The sequence below is a fragment of the bacterium genome, assembly GCA_009926305.1.
Classification (GTDB): Bacteria; Bdellovibrionota_C; UBA2361; order UBA2361; family RFPC01; genus RFPC01.
On the sequence record RFPC01000058.1, the window covers coordinates 1 to 15,180 of the forward strand.

Genomic DNA, 15,180 nt, shown 5'->3' on the forward strand with positions numbered 1-15,180 from the left:
CACCTGAGCCTGTACCAGCACCAGAACCGACTCCGGAGCTAGCAGAGTTAACGCTGTGGGAATCACAGATGGTTCAATATGGACAATCAAACTGCTCGCTTCTGCAAAATAACAATCAAAGCTTTGATACGAGGCTTCTTGCAACGTACTACGATGCGCAACTTGTCTTCTATCAAATCGCTGACTATACCGGAGATAGCTCTTGGTTAGATTGTGCTCAAGCAGCGCAGTCTATCTACAGAGACCAGTATGCACTTCCAGCTAATGGACTTGTTCCTGGATATTGGAACTTCACACATGGGTTACTAGAAAGTTATCTGAGAACCGGAGACAACACCTCTTACGAAGCACTTCGTCTGATATCACAGAACGCTGCATTTGCGGTTGACTCAACTCCACTTAGCTCGACAGAACATGTCGACTATAGTCGAGAGGTTGCGTATACCATAACCAGCTACCTGAATGCTGAGCTTGCCGGAATGGAACGACGCGCTCGAGTCTATGATCTGAAGGCGCAAGCTCTCAATCACCTCGAACAGTGGTTCATATCCGAGACAGCTCCATACATAAGGCCTTTTATGGTAGCCCTTACCGCCCAGGCGCTCATCCTCTATGATGAGGTAATTGGAGATCCTGATATTCTTCCAATGCTTGAGCTTGCTATGGATAGAGTTTGGGAGAATATGTGGCTACCAAATCAGGAAAGCTTCATGTACACGGATCGATATCACTCAACAGGTGGTCAAGAGCCAGCTCCTGATCTGAATCTTTTGATTGCGCCCGTCTATGGCTGGCTGTACTCGAAAACTGGAGATGCTCGTCACCGAGAGCGTGGAGATCTTGCATTCGCAGGGGGCGTGAGAAACGCTTATCTCGTGAATGGAAAACAGTTCAATCAGAACTACAGATGGAGCTTCTCGTATCTCAAATGGCGACAGGGACAATAGGTAAATCCTAAAGGTGGAGGGCTTTCTGCCCTCCACCCTCCTTGCCGCGAGCTATCTCGTCTCGTAGAATTTGTCGCTGTGTTGTAGCGATTGGCGATAGACGCCTCTCAGTATTCCAAATACTTTGCCGCGATATAAAATCCCACTGATCGTAGAAATACTATCTTCCCAAATACTCTCGAATAGTGGGTGATCTGGGCGAGCGCAAGAGTCAATCACGCTAAATTCAGAAGATCTCATCATCTCCCGAATAAACTCGACTTCTAGCAAGAGACCCGGAGAGGAGCGAGCGAATTTCTCTCGATAAGCAATTTTGAAGCAAAATACTTTACCCCCACTTGAGAAAGAACATTTCCCAGCAATCGTCTCTCCATTCACAGAAAGCCGCATAAAATGCAATTTGTTAGTTTTAAAAAGCTCACTAACTATTCTTGAGAAATAGTGTGCATGTGCTTGATTCGAACACATAGCAGTGCCTTGGCGCCCCTTCCATCCTTGTTGCTCAAGAAGTAGAAAGTCCTCAATCCAAGAATGAAGTGCTTCATGAGATCCTCCCTCAGACAATAGCGGTAGTCTTTCAACCTTGACGATTCCTTGTTCGGTTAATTGCCGAAAACGCTGTCGGTATTTCTTTCTAAATGCGCGTGAGCGTGTTTGCCAATAGTCCTCAAAGGATACATAGCTCTGCAAGTTAAACCCAGGCCTGCTCTCTAAATGCATTGCGCTCTGAAACTTGCACTTTTCTAAAAGGCTCAAGAACCCTTCTCTGTCTCCACTGAATAATTCCGATGAGATATGATGACACTCGATTAAGTATGGATACCTTATCACGCTTACGATCCACTTGAGAAACATATTAAACGTAGTTATCAAATAGTCAGAACGAATAAGTGGTGTAGAGAGGAAGCTATAGGGATGATTCCATAGGATGAAATGTTTCAGAGGCAATCCTCTCCATGTTGGACTAAAAGCAAAAGGAAAAAGCCCCACTAGCTCTTTTTTCTCCCATAAGAGAGCGACCTGAATCTTTCTATTGCCCGTAAGAAATTGAAGAGCCGGTACGAGCATCTCGGGCTCGTTGAAAATGTTCGTTATTCGACTATTCTGTGCGAGATCTCTCCATTTCTCCTGAAGCCCCAATAGAACATTTGGGTTTGTGGCTATCTCTATCCTCATCCTTAGCTCCGAGTGAAGGAAGATAAAATAGGCCCGATATATTTGCATTCCGGTATGAGTGCACTCATGCAGAAATCATCTGGTATTGGCAACAATCGTGCTCCTAACAACTTTTCGCCAATCTGATGCTGCGTATTAAATAGGAGGTACATGAGACACCCCCATTTGCTTTTAAGCTGTGTTATCCATCTCGGAATGCTTCTCTGCGCAGGATGTGCAAGTGATAGCTATCAAGATAGCGAAGTAAGTTCTATACCTACCACGGCTAAAGTAATGCCTTCGGAATCTCTCACAAGAAGCGTTCTCAGATGGAGCAGTCAATTTAATAACCACGCAGCCCGTTTCTGCGATAGAGATCAGATTTTTGCCAATAAATTATGGGAAGGAGGCGTATGGTACTATGATGGAGCACGAGTTTTCTACAATGCAGCTGATTTTTTTCGATCAGAACAATGGGAACAATGCGCTGAATTCATCATCGAGCTATATCGACAATATGTCATTGATGCAGATGGAAAAATACCGGGCTGGCGGGTTTTTCCTCATGGTCTCTATCAACATTATCTACGCACAGGAGATCGCACATCTCGGTTCGCGATACTACTACTAGCCGAAGAGTCGGCCTTTGCCCAAAAATCAGGAGGGCTGAGCTCTGATTTGAGTAGGGAGACGGCTTATCTCATTCATACTTATCTTATCGCGCTTGAGCTTGGTATTCAGACATTTCAGTCTCGCCTCGATACCGCCATATACTACGCGAATCAACACCTCCAGCAATGGATAGATTTTCGGAGCTCCAACTACGTAAAACCGTTCATGATGGGATTAACCTTCGAAGCACTCATAGCCGCATATCAACGAACTCCTGATCCAACAATTCTGAATAACATAGAGAATGCCGCTCAATGGCTTTGGAGAACTAGCTGGGATCCGCAAAAAATGGCATTCCCTTACATAGTCTGTGCTGACGGCTCAGACTATTCTGAGTGTATTGAAACTTCAATAGCATTTGCCCCAGACCTGAATCTTCTCATTGCTCCTGCTTACGCATGGCTTTATGTCACGACGGGAGATTCACAATACGCTGAAATGTCTGATCAAATATTTGTTGGCGGAGTGGCCGGTGCGGATCTCAATTCAGGAAAACGGTTTTCACAAAATTATAGATGGAGCAAAGATTACATTGAATGGAGATTTGGAATCGATACTAACTCTGGGCTGAAATAATGAAGAAACCAAAAGCTCTGCTGTTGGTAGCGAATCTCTGTGCATTTGGATTAATTATATTCTTATTCGTCGGATTCTATTTTTCAGATCCCTATTTTTTTGACTCTCGTTGGAAACCCAATGCTTATCGAATCCTACAGAGCATTCGATTGTCACTTCCATTCTGTGCTCTAGTACTGCTATTGCTTCTTCGGCGCCAGAAACGGTTTCAACATTCTCTTTTTATTCTCATAGCTCCATTGGGAGGTCTATTTCTAGCCATTCTCATATGCTATCCGATTATCAACACCTACCTGAGGCACATCTCTAAGCCGAACTTAAATAAATATCATTCATTTCTACAGATCACTCCACCGAAATTAGACGTCGCTCAAAACGCTAAAAAGGAATCTTCAAATAATTATTCTCATTTCAGATCTCCGTTTCGTATCCTTACACTAGGAGGATCAACTACCGCTTGGAAGGGGCGTGGAGGGATTGGCTGGACTGACATCCTCGAGGAGAAGCTGAACTCCGCTCAACACCTGCCGCCTATTCAGATAGACAATGCAGCAACAGAGTGGTACACGACTGCTCACACCCTAATCAATTACCACCTCAACCTTTCTAAAAGATCTCCCGACCTCATTATTCTCATGCATGCGATAAATGATCTGCTCACAAACGCGGATTTTAGTTACTTCAGCAATGGTTCATTTCGCTCAGATTATGGTCATTTCTATGGGCCTTTTCGGGATGTCTTTTATCGTCAAGATGAGCCTTTTCAATTACTATCAAGCTTTTTACAAGCAGCCTGGTATCATACGCCCCGTAAACAGACCTACACCGACAACTTCCCTGGAAAACGGTCTTTTAGAAGAAATATTGAGGTACTAATCAATACTGTGAATAAGAAACACATTCCGATCTTCATCATGACTCAGCCGTATCTCTACCATTCATCCATGTCTGATGATGTTTATCCTCATCTCTACATGATACGGAGAGAGGCAATCGGCCCTCGGGAACAATGGACGCTTAAAACAGCACTAGAGGGCATGCAGCAATATAATACCGAGGTAAAGGAGATTGCGGGAACTTCTCCCGCTCTGTTTGTTGACCTTGAACGGTCCATACCCAAAACATTAGAGTATTTTACGGATGATGTTCACTATACCGACAGGGCTCATACCTTGATTGCAGACGTTCTGTACGATGAACTCAACCGTTATTTCTCATTACTGTCTGAGTAGACAAGTCGTTGATAGAGGTCAGTAAATCGCTTCGTTCGCATACTCGGAGCAAAATCACGTCTTATCTGATCTCTAGCATTGAGACTAATGCATCTTAGCCTATCGGAGGGAACCGTACTTATAAATCGTAATTCGTCGGACAAATTATCAACATTCCCAGCTTCGAACAAAAATCCGTTTTCACGGTTACGGATAATTGAGCTGAGTGAAGAAATATTTGCCCCAAGTACTGGCACTCCATGAGACATCGCTTCAAGTAAAACGTTCGGGGATCCCTCGTGGAGCGATGGCATCACGACAAGATTTAATGAACGATAAATCACATCTAAATTTTTTTGATACCCCAAGAAGCGAACTCTTTTTTCGAGTCCAAAATGTCTGACCATTCCGAGGAGCTCATCGTAGCATCCCCCTTCCCCAACCACATCAAGAAAGAATTGAAAGGGAAATCTATTAAGGGATTTAAGCGCTTGAAACAGGAGCCTATGTCCCTTCTCATGACTTAATCGACCGATAATACCGAGGCGAAAGTTCCTGCAACCATTACCTTGATGTTGAATAGCACTCTCTTTATATTCAACAGCATTTGGAATCACATTGATTGGAATATCTTTCGCTACTCTTCTTGCATAATCACCCAATTCTCTTGATACGGCCACAATGTTGTCAGCGTACGGAATATTGAGCCTATCCAGTAGATGATAGCCTCTGACCTGTAGATTCTCAGCCGTCCAGCCATTCAAAACAGCTATCCATATAATTGGGACTCGAATTCTTGCAATTCGCGCATAGAGATGGGCCTTATATCCGTGTGACTGAACGATATCGTATTTTCCTGAAAGCAATACTTCCCTGAATTTCTTTATAGGGAGCGTATCAAATCGACTTCGTTCATATAAAACTATCGGTGTATGCCCTCGTTTCTCTAGTTCCTGGATAAACTCCGAGCTTTTATGACGTGCACTTTGAAAAGTGGCGACTTGTATCGAATGTTGGGCATGACATACGGTATCGAGCAGCTGCAAAATTCCTTTGCCAGGTCCCCCAATTCGTGCGGTATCAATAAGAATCAGAGTACGGATATTTTTTGGGGGGTTCATGTATTACTACTACAAAGAGAGCTTAATTGGGGCAAATAACTGATCTGCTCCTGCACTTTCTGAAAAAGCTTTCTCGCGCGTTTCCTTTTTCGAATGATTCTTTGTCTGATGGTCGAAGAAACTTTGTCACGGTAGCTACGTGAAAGTCGACGGGCACGTCTTTTCAGTGCCGTTGAGATCGATCTGATTGTCGCAAGTTCGGATTGATGGCTTATAGAGGGGCATGCAGTAGTTGCACATATCAGCGGTGCTTGAGGTAAAGTGCTAAGAGTTAAAAGGGCCTCCTCTGTAATTACGTTTATTTTCTTTCGCATCGGACGTGCGTAAGAAGTCGTTATGGCGCCTGATAGTTTCAGAATTCGAATTAGTCTATTGAGCGTCTTCTTCTGCCGCCGAATGAGAGTCTGGGTATCTGCAAGAGTGTTCTGAAAATTTATTGTCTGACAACCTGGATTCTCAGAGGCTGTTGCTAAAAGAATATTATCTACCAGTTTCTCTCGCACATTGTATGGCTCATCTTCAAGATCAAAAACAAGAGGAATACCCATAGAGTCTACTGCGCCGGTAATACGCGCTAATGCGGATAGGAAATGACCAGGCTCAAAGGACGGTCCAGACCCTGAGGGGACAGGACTCACTCCTGGTCCCATTCCAATAACTCTAATCTTCTCGGCGTTGAGAGCATCAATTGTCAGCTGAATGTCAGCACCTCCCTTTGGAACAACACTATTTGGCACGGTGCTACTGAGTTCAGAAAATGCATCAGAAACGTATCCACTTCGATCTTGTCCAAACGGATGGCTACTACAACGAAAGTCATCAGTGTATTCACTACTGTACAATCCTACTATTTGATCTGGAACAGCGGAAAAGGGTGGGATAGCTACGGTGGAACAAATATCCGTTGCCAAAACAATGAGCTTCAAGGCCTCAGCCCGAAAACCGACTCCTCCCTCCGTTCCTGCTGTATGATGAGTCTCTATGAGAGAGGAGAATGGCGGCACATCTCCGCTCTCATCAGGGTCTACTTGAGTATCAATATCCCCTGCTCTTTGAATACCAGAGAATCCCAGAAACTCGGCGTCTCCATTCCCATCAAATCCTACACCTGTCGCTGCCTGATAGAGCGCATCTGCAAGAGCGCTCTCTGGATCATCGCCACCAAAGCCTGGGGCTGTTCGCTGTAGGGCTTCTCCTATTAACTGATTACGTTCAGCGACACCTCCCGCTGCCTCTTTTGTGACAATTGCTTGATTCAAAATAAAGGGGCGTCCATTAATCCGGTTCTGTTTATCCTCCAGACAGGTTTGAGGACCACTGCAGAATGACCATCCTGGACCTCCATAGTCTTCAAATCGAGCAATACCAAATCCGAACTCTACCCCTGGTAAGCTGTTCTCTAATTCTTCAATTAATGATTGAGCTAAGCCTGAGAAATCTTCTATGTAAGGTTCAAAACTGACCGTATCATCAAAAAGAAAAAGTACATCGATCTTCCGCTCACTCTCACTTTCCGCATGAATAGCTTTCGGGAGCACACAAAAGGAAGACATCAACAATACGAAACAAGTTAAATGAGGGATCTTCGATATCAAATTCCCCACTGACGCAACCTTGGTGGTCAGACATTCCAAACATGCCATACTTGCTTCTCCTATTCATTTCTCATTTCAACTGACTATCCTTCTAGAGGAGACGCATCTATACCGTATCTTTTCCGGAGGAGTCATGAGGAGTGTCACTACTGCTGAAATATGCACTCAGTTTATCCGTTATAATGTGATATCCCGCCTCGTTATAATGCAGATTGATTCGGCCTGGAAACAACGATAGTGGATCCTGATGTTCCTGGAACGATTCCGCTATATCGATGAAAGGAATATCTCGTTGAATAATTTTTTCGCGTAATATTTTGTACTCTGGATGACTACGAAACACCGCTCCATGTGAGAATCGCTGCCACGCAGGTAGATAAACAAAAATAAGTTTTCCGTTCCACGCTGCGATTACTTCTTCTATCTCTTTGATTATGAAAAGCAACTGTTCTGTCAGATGTCTCATAGAATATGGAGCAATCTCTGCTTCCATTCGCCAGGCCCTTGTCTTATTTGCCATTCCAAGACGCGAACGTATATTGTAAAGACGTAGCCACTCTAGCGTATTCCGCTTGATGTCAGACCAAACAAACCAGTTTTTTAATGCTCCTCTATTTGCATAACTCTGTAGCTGGCTGTCGGCAAAATGTCTCAGAAGTGCATCTACCGCTCGCTGACGACCTCGCAAATTCTGAGTAAAGGATTTATCCTGTAGATATCGAGCCAAAATGGGATTCTTTAACTCCCTTGCAAAATCCTCATAGTCATTACCTTCAAAGAAGAACCACAGAGTTGTTGATGGTTTGAACTCGACAGCATACTCTCGAAAGGTGGCGTATTCAGCCAGTGGTCCATTGCCACTACTTGCAAAATTCCAAAGAGCATAACCAGATTCTTTCATCCCTCCTGTAAAATGTGCCTCTTCATTCACGCAAAATCCTTGTGTAAATGAATCCCCAAGTAGCAGTAAATCGACAGATTTTAGAGACTGCTTATCCGAATTTCGAAAACCAAAAGGGCCGCTCTGATATCGAATCGGTGGGCCTCGCTCATTGCAGAGAAGAGTTGGTACATTTGAGATGCCACCTAACGGTAGAATCGACTTCTCACCTACGTTTCCAACCGCTGCGTGCATAAATTGACGAGGATGTATCGCGGGATAGATGTCATTTCCTTGTCGTCTATCATTCAGAATGATAGACGAGATGCTCGCTTTGTCGCAGTGAAACGGCATACAACGGAGTCTGAGGTAAGGAGCAAGGACTATTAAGACTACTTCAGAAAAGTATAGCCCAAGTAACAAACCAAATAGGCCCAAGATGCATTTTATCCTGAGATGAATCACACGAGCACCAAACTTCAAAGCATTCTATCTATTTCGATACTAAGAACTATCAAATAAACGCCTGTTACATATGTTCTTTGTTAGGAGCTGATCTCCAACATTGTCTCATGCTCTTGATCATTACTTACTCTACCGATGGTTAAGAGAATTACGACCAATATACATCATGACATCGATGACTTTGCGACATTAGAAATTGCGTGGAAGGCGCTTTATCGCAAAAATCCCTTCAGAACTATTTTTCTCTCCTGGGAGTGGAACTATTTATGGTGGAAACTCTTCCAACTGAAATCAGATAAAACTACAGATTCGCTCATGCTTATCAGTGCCTGGGATGGCAACACGCTGATCGGTATTATGCCCCTCTATGCTCTTCATACCCAACTAGGAACAAGAGAAGTTCGATTCTTGGGTACACATCGGCAAGTAGAGCGAGACCTGTACTCAGAATATCTCGGTATCCTTGAAGATCCCCAGCATATGCCTTTCGTCGGCGAATGTATTTTCGATCAACTTATTCAATTTTTCCCTAAAAAGCTCCCTGCTATGCAGTTATCTCGCATGAACTATCCAGATAATGGGCTTCATAAAATTCATGAGTATCTAGGACATGGAAAAACGTCCTCCGATAGGACTTGGATTGCTTCCCTTGAAGGAGGCTTTGATAATTACCTGATTAGCCTCTCTCCTACTCGCCGAGCTCGCTTCAAAAGACTCCTTCGATCGGCTGAGAACCTTAAGGCACGTCTTATTTTTCCAGAATCGCCACAACAGAAACGACGGCTCCTTCGTTGGCTCATGGCATGCCATCAGAAAGATTGGCAAAAGCGCGGATCTCGTGGGGCATTTCACATAGAGAGAAAGGTGCATTTTCATGAGACGCTCATCGATCTCCTACACGGCAGCACCACCTCGGTAGTCGCAGCTCTCTCCATTAGAGGACGGTTATTATATGGTATCTACGGATTCCTACACCCAGACCGCTACGAATTCTATCAATCTGGAAATAGAATGCGGGAAGACACAGCCTGTAAAAGTCCAGGGATTCTTACTCACCTACTCTTAATGAAGGAATTGAGTAAGATTGGCGTATCCCAATATGACTTTTTATCTGGCGAGCAGCGATATAAGCGTGAACTCTCCTCATTTTCTCGACAGCTTCATAGCCTCAACACATATGAAAACTCAGCGATGGGTACGGTTACGTTTGGTATCGACCTCATGAAGAGCTTATATCTAAAGAGTTTCAGGCACAAAATCTCTTCTATTGCTCAAGTGCGATAGTCGCCAACTTCATTGGAACCCCTATTCTCCAATTTGATGAGAATCTGCTAGATTTTCAGCAAAGGTCTCGCTCATATTTTCTAGAATGGCTGGAGATTTCGTGCGATTCGTTATCAGACAGACCTCTCCTACTCGAATGGGTGGCCCCTCTAGGGAAATCAAAGGGGTTTGAGAAAACTCTTTGCCAAGAGAATGTGCTGGCAGTAAGGCTATCGATTCAGATATCGCTAGGACTCGCTCGACCTCACTGATACATCCTAATGAGTGAATACATTCCGGCCAGATTTCGCTGTGATTCAACTCTCTCATAATTATCTCTGCAAACGGCTTGAAGAGCGAGAGCACAAAGAGCGGCACTCTATTCGCTCTCTTAATCTTGAGCATAACGGCCTCTTTCTGCGCGGGATGGCATAACACAACCAGATCCACCGGGACAATAACCCTTCTTTGAAAGGGAGACTCTTCATGGCCTCCTTCAGGCTTGAATTCAAAAACAATATCAAGAAGATATTGTCGCATTTGTTGAAATAGAATCTCTCGATGAGCAGTCTGAATAGAAAGCTTCTCTTTTCCAGAAAAGAGATACCTATGCAGTTTTTCAGGAAGAATCTCTCCCACCCCTTCACAGATTCCGATTTCTACAGGAGCTGCTGCACCAGGTGATGGAGGCAAGTCAAAGAACGAAAGGATTCTACCATAAACTCTAAACATCTCAGTGGTAAAATGATGAAGGATATGCCCTGATTCGTTTAGCCTCAACCCGTGTCCGGAGCGCTTAAACAACGGCGTTCCAAAAAAATCCTCTATTTTTTTTAATTGTTCGCTCAGCGTAGAGGAGCTAAGACTTAAGCGCTGGGCTGCTCCTGCAAGAGAGCCTTCTTCTGCAATGATATGAAGATGATACAAGTGGTTGAAGTTCATAACGATCGTTTTCTGGATAGCATTTATCCTGAACGACTTTCCCTCAAATATTATGATAAACATCAGCACACTGCATCTAGGATACACGATACCAATATAATCTCATTGACCCCTAAGACCTTAAGCATTCATACTGCTAGGAGTAGTACGCTCTGTGGTCTGTTTTAATAGAAAGGAGGACCGCTTGGACAAAGATACTTCTCAACGTATCTTGATTATTGAGGATCACCCCTTAGTAGGGGGTTTCCTCAAAGATTGTCTTGAGCTTGAAGGCTATAAAGTTGTAGGTCCCATCTCTGAAGAGAGCGCAGCGATTGAGTATCTGCATGACCATGTCGTGTCGGCAGCACTGTTAGACTTTTACCTCAACCACTCAACAACTCTCTCAATTGTCGAAAAAATACAAGAAAATAATATTCCCTTTGCCTTTATGAGTGGTGAGGACCTTGGCGGACTCCTCCCTGCTTCTCTTCACAAAGTCCCCCAACTGCGGAAACCGTTCTCTTCTTCGGAACTCTCTAGTTGTCTTCAAGGACTATTATACCGGGATACGGAGTACGCCCTCGGTCACAAGCAGTGACCTCTCTCCCATACCTGACTTTACCAGAAATCTAATGTTTTTCATGAATACTCCTCCGATAGCAAAACAGCCTACACTGTATCGAACTGAACCATCTATCAATCGCTATGGAAGAGGAAAGAAATAGCGCCTGAACATCAATGTGATTATTGCACTCAAGGTCATGATTTATCGCATACCTCTCACCTTATTCGTATCGCACAATTATCATCGATTTCCCCAGTAATTCGATTAGCGAAAGGAACTGAGGGCATAATCTTAATCAAAAATCTGGAGGATTTTTATGGGCATTTTTTCCACCTTGAACTTTGAACATCTGGAAGATCTTTTCTTACAACAACTAAAAAGTTTGTATGAAGGAGAGCAGCGAATGACTACTGCTCTTAGAAAAATGTCGGAAAAAGCCTCATCTGATGAGCTGGGGAGAGCACTTACCGCGCACCTTTCTGAAACAAAGGGTCAAATCATGAGATTAGAGAAGGCTTTTCAACTTCTTGGCAAAAAACCGGAGCGTACCACCTGTGAGGCCATAAGAGGATTAATTGAAGACTGCGAAGAGGTGCTCGACGCCAAAGGATCACAAGATGTCATCGATGCAGCACTCATAGCTGCCGTACAACGGGTCGAACATTTTGAAATTGCTGGCTATGGAACTGCACGAAACTTCGCTCAGCGATTAGGGCATGAAGAAGTTGCTATGCTCTTGGAGGAGAGTCTAAAGGAGGAAAAAGAAGCAGACGCCAATCTTACCGCAATCGCTATATCATCGGTGAACGTTGCTGCGCAGGCAGCATAGGCCGTAGAGGAAGGCTTTCACCTCGGTCGATTCCACATCCCTGATTATCCTACTGACTTTTACTGCTTGATGTCGTTTCTCCATCGTATCATCTCCTTCACTATAAAAGAGATAATATTAAGTTTTTAAACTGACTCAATTAAGGGAGCGGGTGATTAGCACATGCGGCTGTAGCATAGCTGGCACTGATAGTTACGGCGATGGCGTAGCTGACTGCATCGACCTCTGCTCGGCTGATCCTAATAAGAATGCCCCTGGCACCCGCGGTTGTGGATTTCAAGACATAGACGCTGACGGTAACGGCGTTCTTGACTGTTTCGCTAACCCAGAGGCCTCCCCTCCTCCACCGGAACCTCCAGCCTAAAAAGAAGAATCGAAAGTGATAGCTGACATGGCATTAGTTCTTACGAAATCAATAAAGGGAAAGATCTCAGCAGAATCTTTTACTGCACTAAAGGAGAATCTCCATAATATCAAAGCAGCCCTAGAGGAGGCGCTAGCAGCTCAGACTTTTGAAGGAAAAGAAGCGAAGAGCATGAAACGAGCAACTAAAAAGCTTAATAGGCTAAGTAGGCAAAAGACGTCAAAAGGCCTTGCCTTTCGGAAGGCGAAAAAAGCTGTCATGAGGGCACTAAGGCAAGGACAAAAAGCGATGAGATAAGAAGACGTTCTAAGGGACAAGATACGGCTACAGCGCTTTTTGTTGATGGGAAGCATAAATGATTTTACGTCCAAGCAGCAGCCTTTCTCGGCGCGTCCTGAATCTCTAAGAGTATTCCTTCAGCAAGCTTTCTTAAGTTAATGGTGAACAGCCCAAAAGGTGATCGCCCTCTCATTGTACCTTCTATCCATCACAAGTCAGCCCATCGGAAGTAAGGTCGATGCCCTCCTCGGGAAAGGGTTCAGGCGGTGCAGATCCACCCCCCAAGAGATAATCGAGGAGATAGATCGGATCGGCGATATCAACGGCCCCATCATCGTTTGCATCAGCTGCTTTCTGACATACCAGCGATTCCCACTCCTCACCGCCCAAGAAGGTACTGAGTATCGTCATCGCGTCTGCAATATCTACCGTCCCATCCCGGTTTGCATCACCCCGAAGGAATGGCCGCTCTCGGACCTCAAAGAGGTAGTAAACTACGTAATGGAGCGGATTTCCCGCGTCGCTCATCGCAATAACAAGTCTGTACATTCCAGGAGGACCGGAAAACGTTCCTTGGTAGAGATACTCTGAAAACAGAGGCAGCATGTGGAACTCGAACAGTATCGGCGCACCGGTAGGGACGGGCGCTAACTCCATCGATATATCGCGTATCTCGAGATCATCATAGAAGAGTATCTCGACTGGAAAGGGACTGTACATCACTGGGTTGAGTTCGGTCAAAATCTGCGCCCAGGAAGGCGGATTATTGCAGTAATCGCCCGAGGCAAGAGGGGTTATTGGTGACACTGTAGTATTGTTCGGCGCATTGCCAATCCCGGGTGCGCTCGCATTATCTGTCGCAAATATTTTTACCTTCCTGCTGTGATACTCAGTGTTCGAAAGTTGAAATTGAAAGTTACCGGACTCATCGAGCTCAAGGGAGATTGGGAGAAATGGCGCTTCGTCCCCATCCTGCTCAAAGAACTTGGCGACAGCACTTATGACCTCTGACTCTTCGTCGATTACCGAGCCGTAGTACGTCGTGAGACAGTTTGTACTCTCCGCCAAGTTTATAAATGGACCCTCGATTACCGGCCCCTCAAAGTCCTGGCGTCCGACAACGACCTCTACGATCGGGTTGCTCGCACTACTCCCAACCGAGATGATCGTTCCAGAGTTAGGCTCTGTGTAACTCTGCCCGAATGGGAGAGTGAAATTTTTCGGCAAAAGGGTCATCAGATCAGGTTCAGTCGGAAGCCTATCTGCATCAAAAAGGAGCGAGTAGGTGTGCCCAAAACCTCTTCGCGATCGGGTAAGCATCGCTCCTAAAAAGAGGCTCTCATCGACCGTGGGAATCAGAAACGAATTCCCTAAAACTTCGGCGTCAAAGGTGGGGGTACCATCCTGATTGAGCGGAGAGCGGAACTCGATTACGAGATCGGTATTCTGTCCCACCTTCACTCTGAGCGCCTTCAGACCAGACACGGTCTCCTCGGAAGAAGACACGAGATTGTAAGTACCACTCTCGGTGACTCTCTCAATACGGTGGGGTGCGGCGAGATCCTCACTGAGCCACCCGAAGGCACTCTTATGTATCGCATTGCTGTTCGTTACTGTGCGAAGCTCAGCCGAATCATTGCCCATGTAACCCAAGAAGTCCGAATACGCGGCCGAGCCACAGCTAGATGTGCCCTGATACTCTGCGGTATTCATCGCCAAGGGAAGTTGATGCCACGAATAGTCGTCACACTGAGCTCTTCCCGCATGACCAGCTCCAAAACCATGACCGAGCTCATGGAGCCAAGTCTGCACCTCATGCTCCAACACAACCGTCAGAACGGTCTCAAGCTCTCCTACAAAATCCTGCGAGGTGAGCGTCATCCATGTGCTTACCCCATCGTACCAGCAGTTAGAACCATCGGGATTGATTGCTATGCGCGAAGGGAAAAATATCATCAAACGAGTTCCGGTAGCCAAGCTTGAGAAGTCAACCAATGCCTCAAGCTCATTGACCAGTGTCTGAGCGGAACCATGCGTATCAGTACAGTCCCATTGTGAGATCGTATACGGACCGAGAAAGGTGGACTGGTTTCCGAGGGCACCGTCTGGGCCCAAGACGCTCGCCTGACCAAAGGAGTCCCTTTCGAGGTACCGTTTCAAGCGGGGCTGTTCGTTAAGACTCGGTGAGACACCGGGGAGATCGTAAAAGAGACGGGGAAAGCTAGTTAGCTCCTCTGAGGTGAACGTGTCTCTTCCGGCGACCTCGACAAAGATCGGCAATATTCGAACATCTCCGTAATGGGGCCCTTCTCCTAACAATAGCGATTGCTGAGA

Annotated in this window: 13 protein-coding genes; 7 read left to right on the top strand and 6 right to left on the bottom strand. The window is 45.3% G+C overall.

The genetic code is table 11. The features are described 5' to 3' along the window. The coding region (locus EBR25_09500; protein ID NBW41222.1) for a hypothetical protein at positions 1-947 on the top strand (947 nt) is incomplete at its 5' end. Between the two features lie 51 nt (positions 948-998). On the opposite strand, the gene EBR25_09505 is transcribed toward EBR25_09500, so the two are convergent. After that, positions 999-2,171 carry a GNAT family N-acetyltransferase gene (locus tag EBR25_09505; GenBank protein ID NBW41223.1) on the bottom strand — a complete coding sequence of 391 codons (1,173 nt, stop codon included), beginning with the start codon at positions 2,169-2,171 and terminating at the stop codon, positions 999-1,001. A 102-nt stretch (positions 2,172-2,273) separates the two neighbouring features. Here EBR25_09505 and EBR25_09510 point away from each other — a divergent pair, with 102 nt between their 5' ends. Both EBR25_09510 and EBR25_09515 read left to right on the top strand, forming a co-directional pair. Beyond that, positions 2,274-3,350: a hypothetical protein gene (locus tag EBR25_09510; protein NBW41224.1), complete on the top strand. Its 1,077-nt coding sequence runs from the start codon at positions 2,274-2,276 to the stop codon at positions 3,348-3,350. Beyond that, complete coding sequence (locus tag EBR25_09515; GenBank protein ID NBW41225.1) at positions 3,350-4,582, top strand: hypothetical protein; 1,233 nt, start codon at positions 3,350-3,352, stop codon at positions 4,580-4,582. The genes EBR25_09510 and EBR25_09515 overlap by 1 nt, the downstream gene beginning before the upstream one ends. On the opposite strand, the gene EBR25_09520 is transcribed toward EBR25_09515, so the two are convergent. From EBR25_09520 to EBR25_09530, 3 genes are read right to left on the bottom strand one after another with little or no spacing between them, the layout of a single operon-like run. Further along, positions 4,558-5,682, bottom strand: coding sequence for a glycosyltransferase (locus tag EBR25_09520; protein ID NBW41226.1), 1,125 nt, complete (start codon positions 5,680-5,682; stop codon positions 4,558-4,560). The genes EBR25_09515 and EBR25_09520 overlap by 25 nt on opposite strands. Then, entirely contained in the window at positions 5,679-7,325 is a 1,647-nt protein-coding gene (locus EBR25_09525; GenBank protein ID NBW41227.1) for a hypothetical protein, read from the bottom strand. The genes EBR25_09520 and EBR25_09525 overlap by 4 nt, the downstream gene beginning before the upstream one ends. A gap of 58 nt (positions 7,326-7,383) precedes the next feature. After that, on the bottom strand, positions 7,384-8,412 hold the full coding sequence (locus EBR25_09530) for an SGNH/GDSL hydrolase family protein (protein NBW41228.1): 1,029 nt from the start codon (positions 8,410-8,412) through the stop codon (positions 7,384-7,386). Positions 8,413-8,757: 345 nt separating this feature from the next. On the opposite strand from EBR25_09530, the gene EBR25_09535 reads away from it, so the two are divergent. Then, positions 8,758-9,906 (top strand): GNAT family N-acetyltransferase, encoded by a 1,149-nt coding sequence (locus tag EBR25_09535; protein ID NBW41229.1) that lies wholly within the window; start codon positions 8,758-8,760, stop codon positions 9,904-9,906. A 21-nt stretch (positions 9,907-9,927) separates the two neighbouring features. On the opposite strand, the gene EBR25_09540 is transcribed toward EBR25_09535, so the two are convergent. Next, positions 9,928-10,896, bottom strand: a complete 969-nt coding sequence (locus tag EBR25_09540) for a LysR family transcriptional regulator (protein NBW41230.1) — start codon at positions 10,894-10,896, stop codon at positions 9,928-9,930. Positions 10,897-10,957: 61 nt separating this feature from the next. Between EBR25_09540 and EBR25_09545 the strand changes: the two genes are divergently transcribed. From EBR25_09545 to EBR25_09555, 3 genes are all read left to right on the top strand, one after another. Next, entirely contained in the window at positions 10,958-11,407 is a 450-nt protein-coding gene (locus tag EBR25_09545; protein NBW41231.1) for a response regulator, read from the top strand. A 283-nt stretch (positions 11,408-11,690) separates the two neighbouring features. Further along, positions 11,691-12,203 (top strand): DUF892 family protein, encoded by a 513-nt coding sequence (locus EBR25_09550; GenBank protein ID NBW41232.1) that lies wholly within the window; start codon positions 11,691-11,693, stop codon positions 12,201-12,203. A gap of 379 nt (positions 12,204-12,582) precedes the next feature. Continuing rightward, the gene (locus tag EBR25_09555) at positions 12,583-12,864 is read left to right on the top strand and encodes a hypothetical protein (GenBank protein ID NBW41233.1); all 282 of its coding nucleotides are present in this window, start codon (positions 12,583-12,585) and stop codon (positions 12,862-12,864) included. 183 nt (positions 12,865-13,047) lie between these two features. Here EBR25_09555 and EBR25_09560 read toward each other — a convergent pair whose 3' ends face one another. Beyond that, the gene (locus EBR25_09560) at positions 13,048-15,126 is read right to left on the bottom strand and encodes a hypothetical protein (protein ID NBW41234.1); all 2,079 of its coding nucleotides are present in this window, start codon (positions 15,124-15,126) and stop codon (positions 13,048-13,050) included. Positions 15,127-15,180 lie beyond the last annotated feature (54 nt).

What these genes read in the sequence shown, in the direction of transcription:
- EBR25_09550 (NBW41232.1), top strand. Translation starts at nt 11,691, where the DNA reads ATGGGCATTTTTTCCACCTTGAACTTTGAACATCTGGAAGATCTTTTC.
- EBR25_09525 (NBW41227.1), bottom strand. Translation starts at nt 7,325, where the DNA reads ATGGCATGTTTGGAATGTCTGACCACCAAGGTTGCGTCAGTGGGGAAT.
- EBR25_09505 (NBW41223.1), bottom strand. Translation starts at nt 2,171, where the DNA reads ATGCAAATATATCGGGCCTATTTTATCTTCCTTCACTCGGAGCTAAGG.
- EBR25_09530 (NBW41228.1), bottom strand. Translation starts at nt 8,412, where the DNA reads ATGCACGCAGCGGTTGGAAACGTAGGTGAGAAGTCGATTCTACCGTTA.
- EBR25_09510 (NBW41224.1), top strand. Translation starts at nt 2,274, where the DNA reads ATGAGACACCCCCATTTGCTTTTAAGCTGTGTTATCCATCTCGGAATG.
- EBR25_09520 (NBW41226.1), bottom strand. Translation starts at nt 5,682, where the DNA reads ATGAACCCCCCAAAAAATATCCGTACTCTGATTCTTATTGATACCGCA.
- EBR25_09535 (NBW41229.1), top strand. Translation starts at nt 8,758, where the DNA reads ATGGTTAAGAGAATTACGACCAATATACATCATGACATCGATGACTTT.
- EBR25_09515 (NBW41225.1), top strand. Translation starts at nt 3,350, where the DNA reads ATGAAGAAACCAAAAGCTCTGCTGTTGGTAGCGAATCTCTGTGCATTT.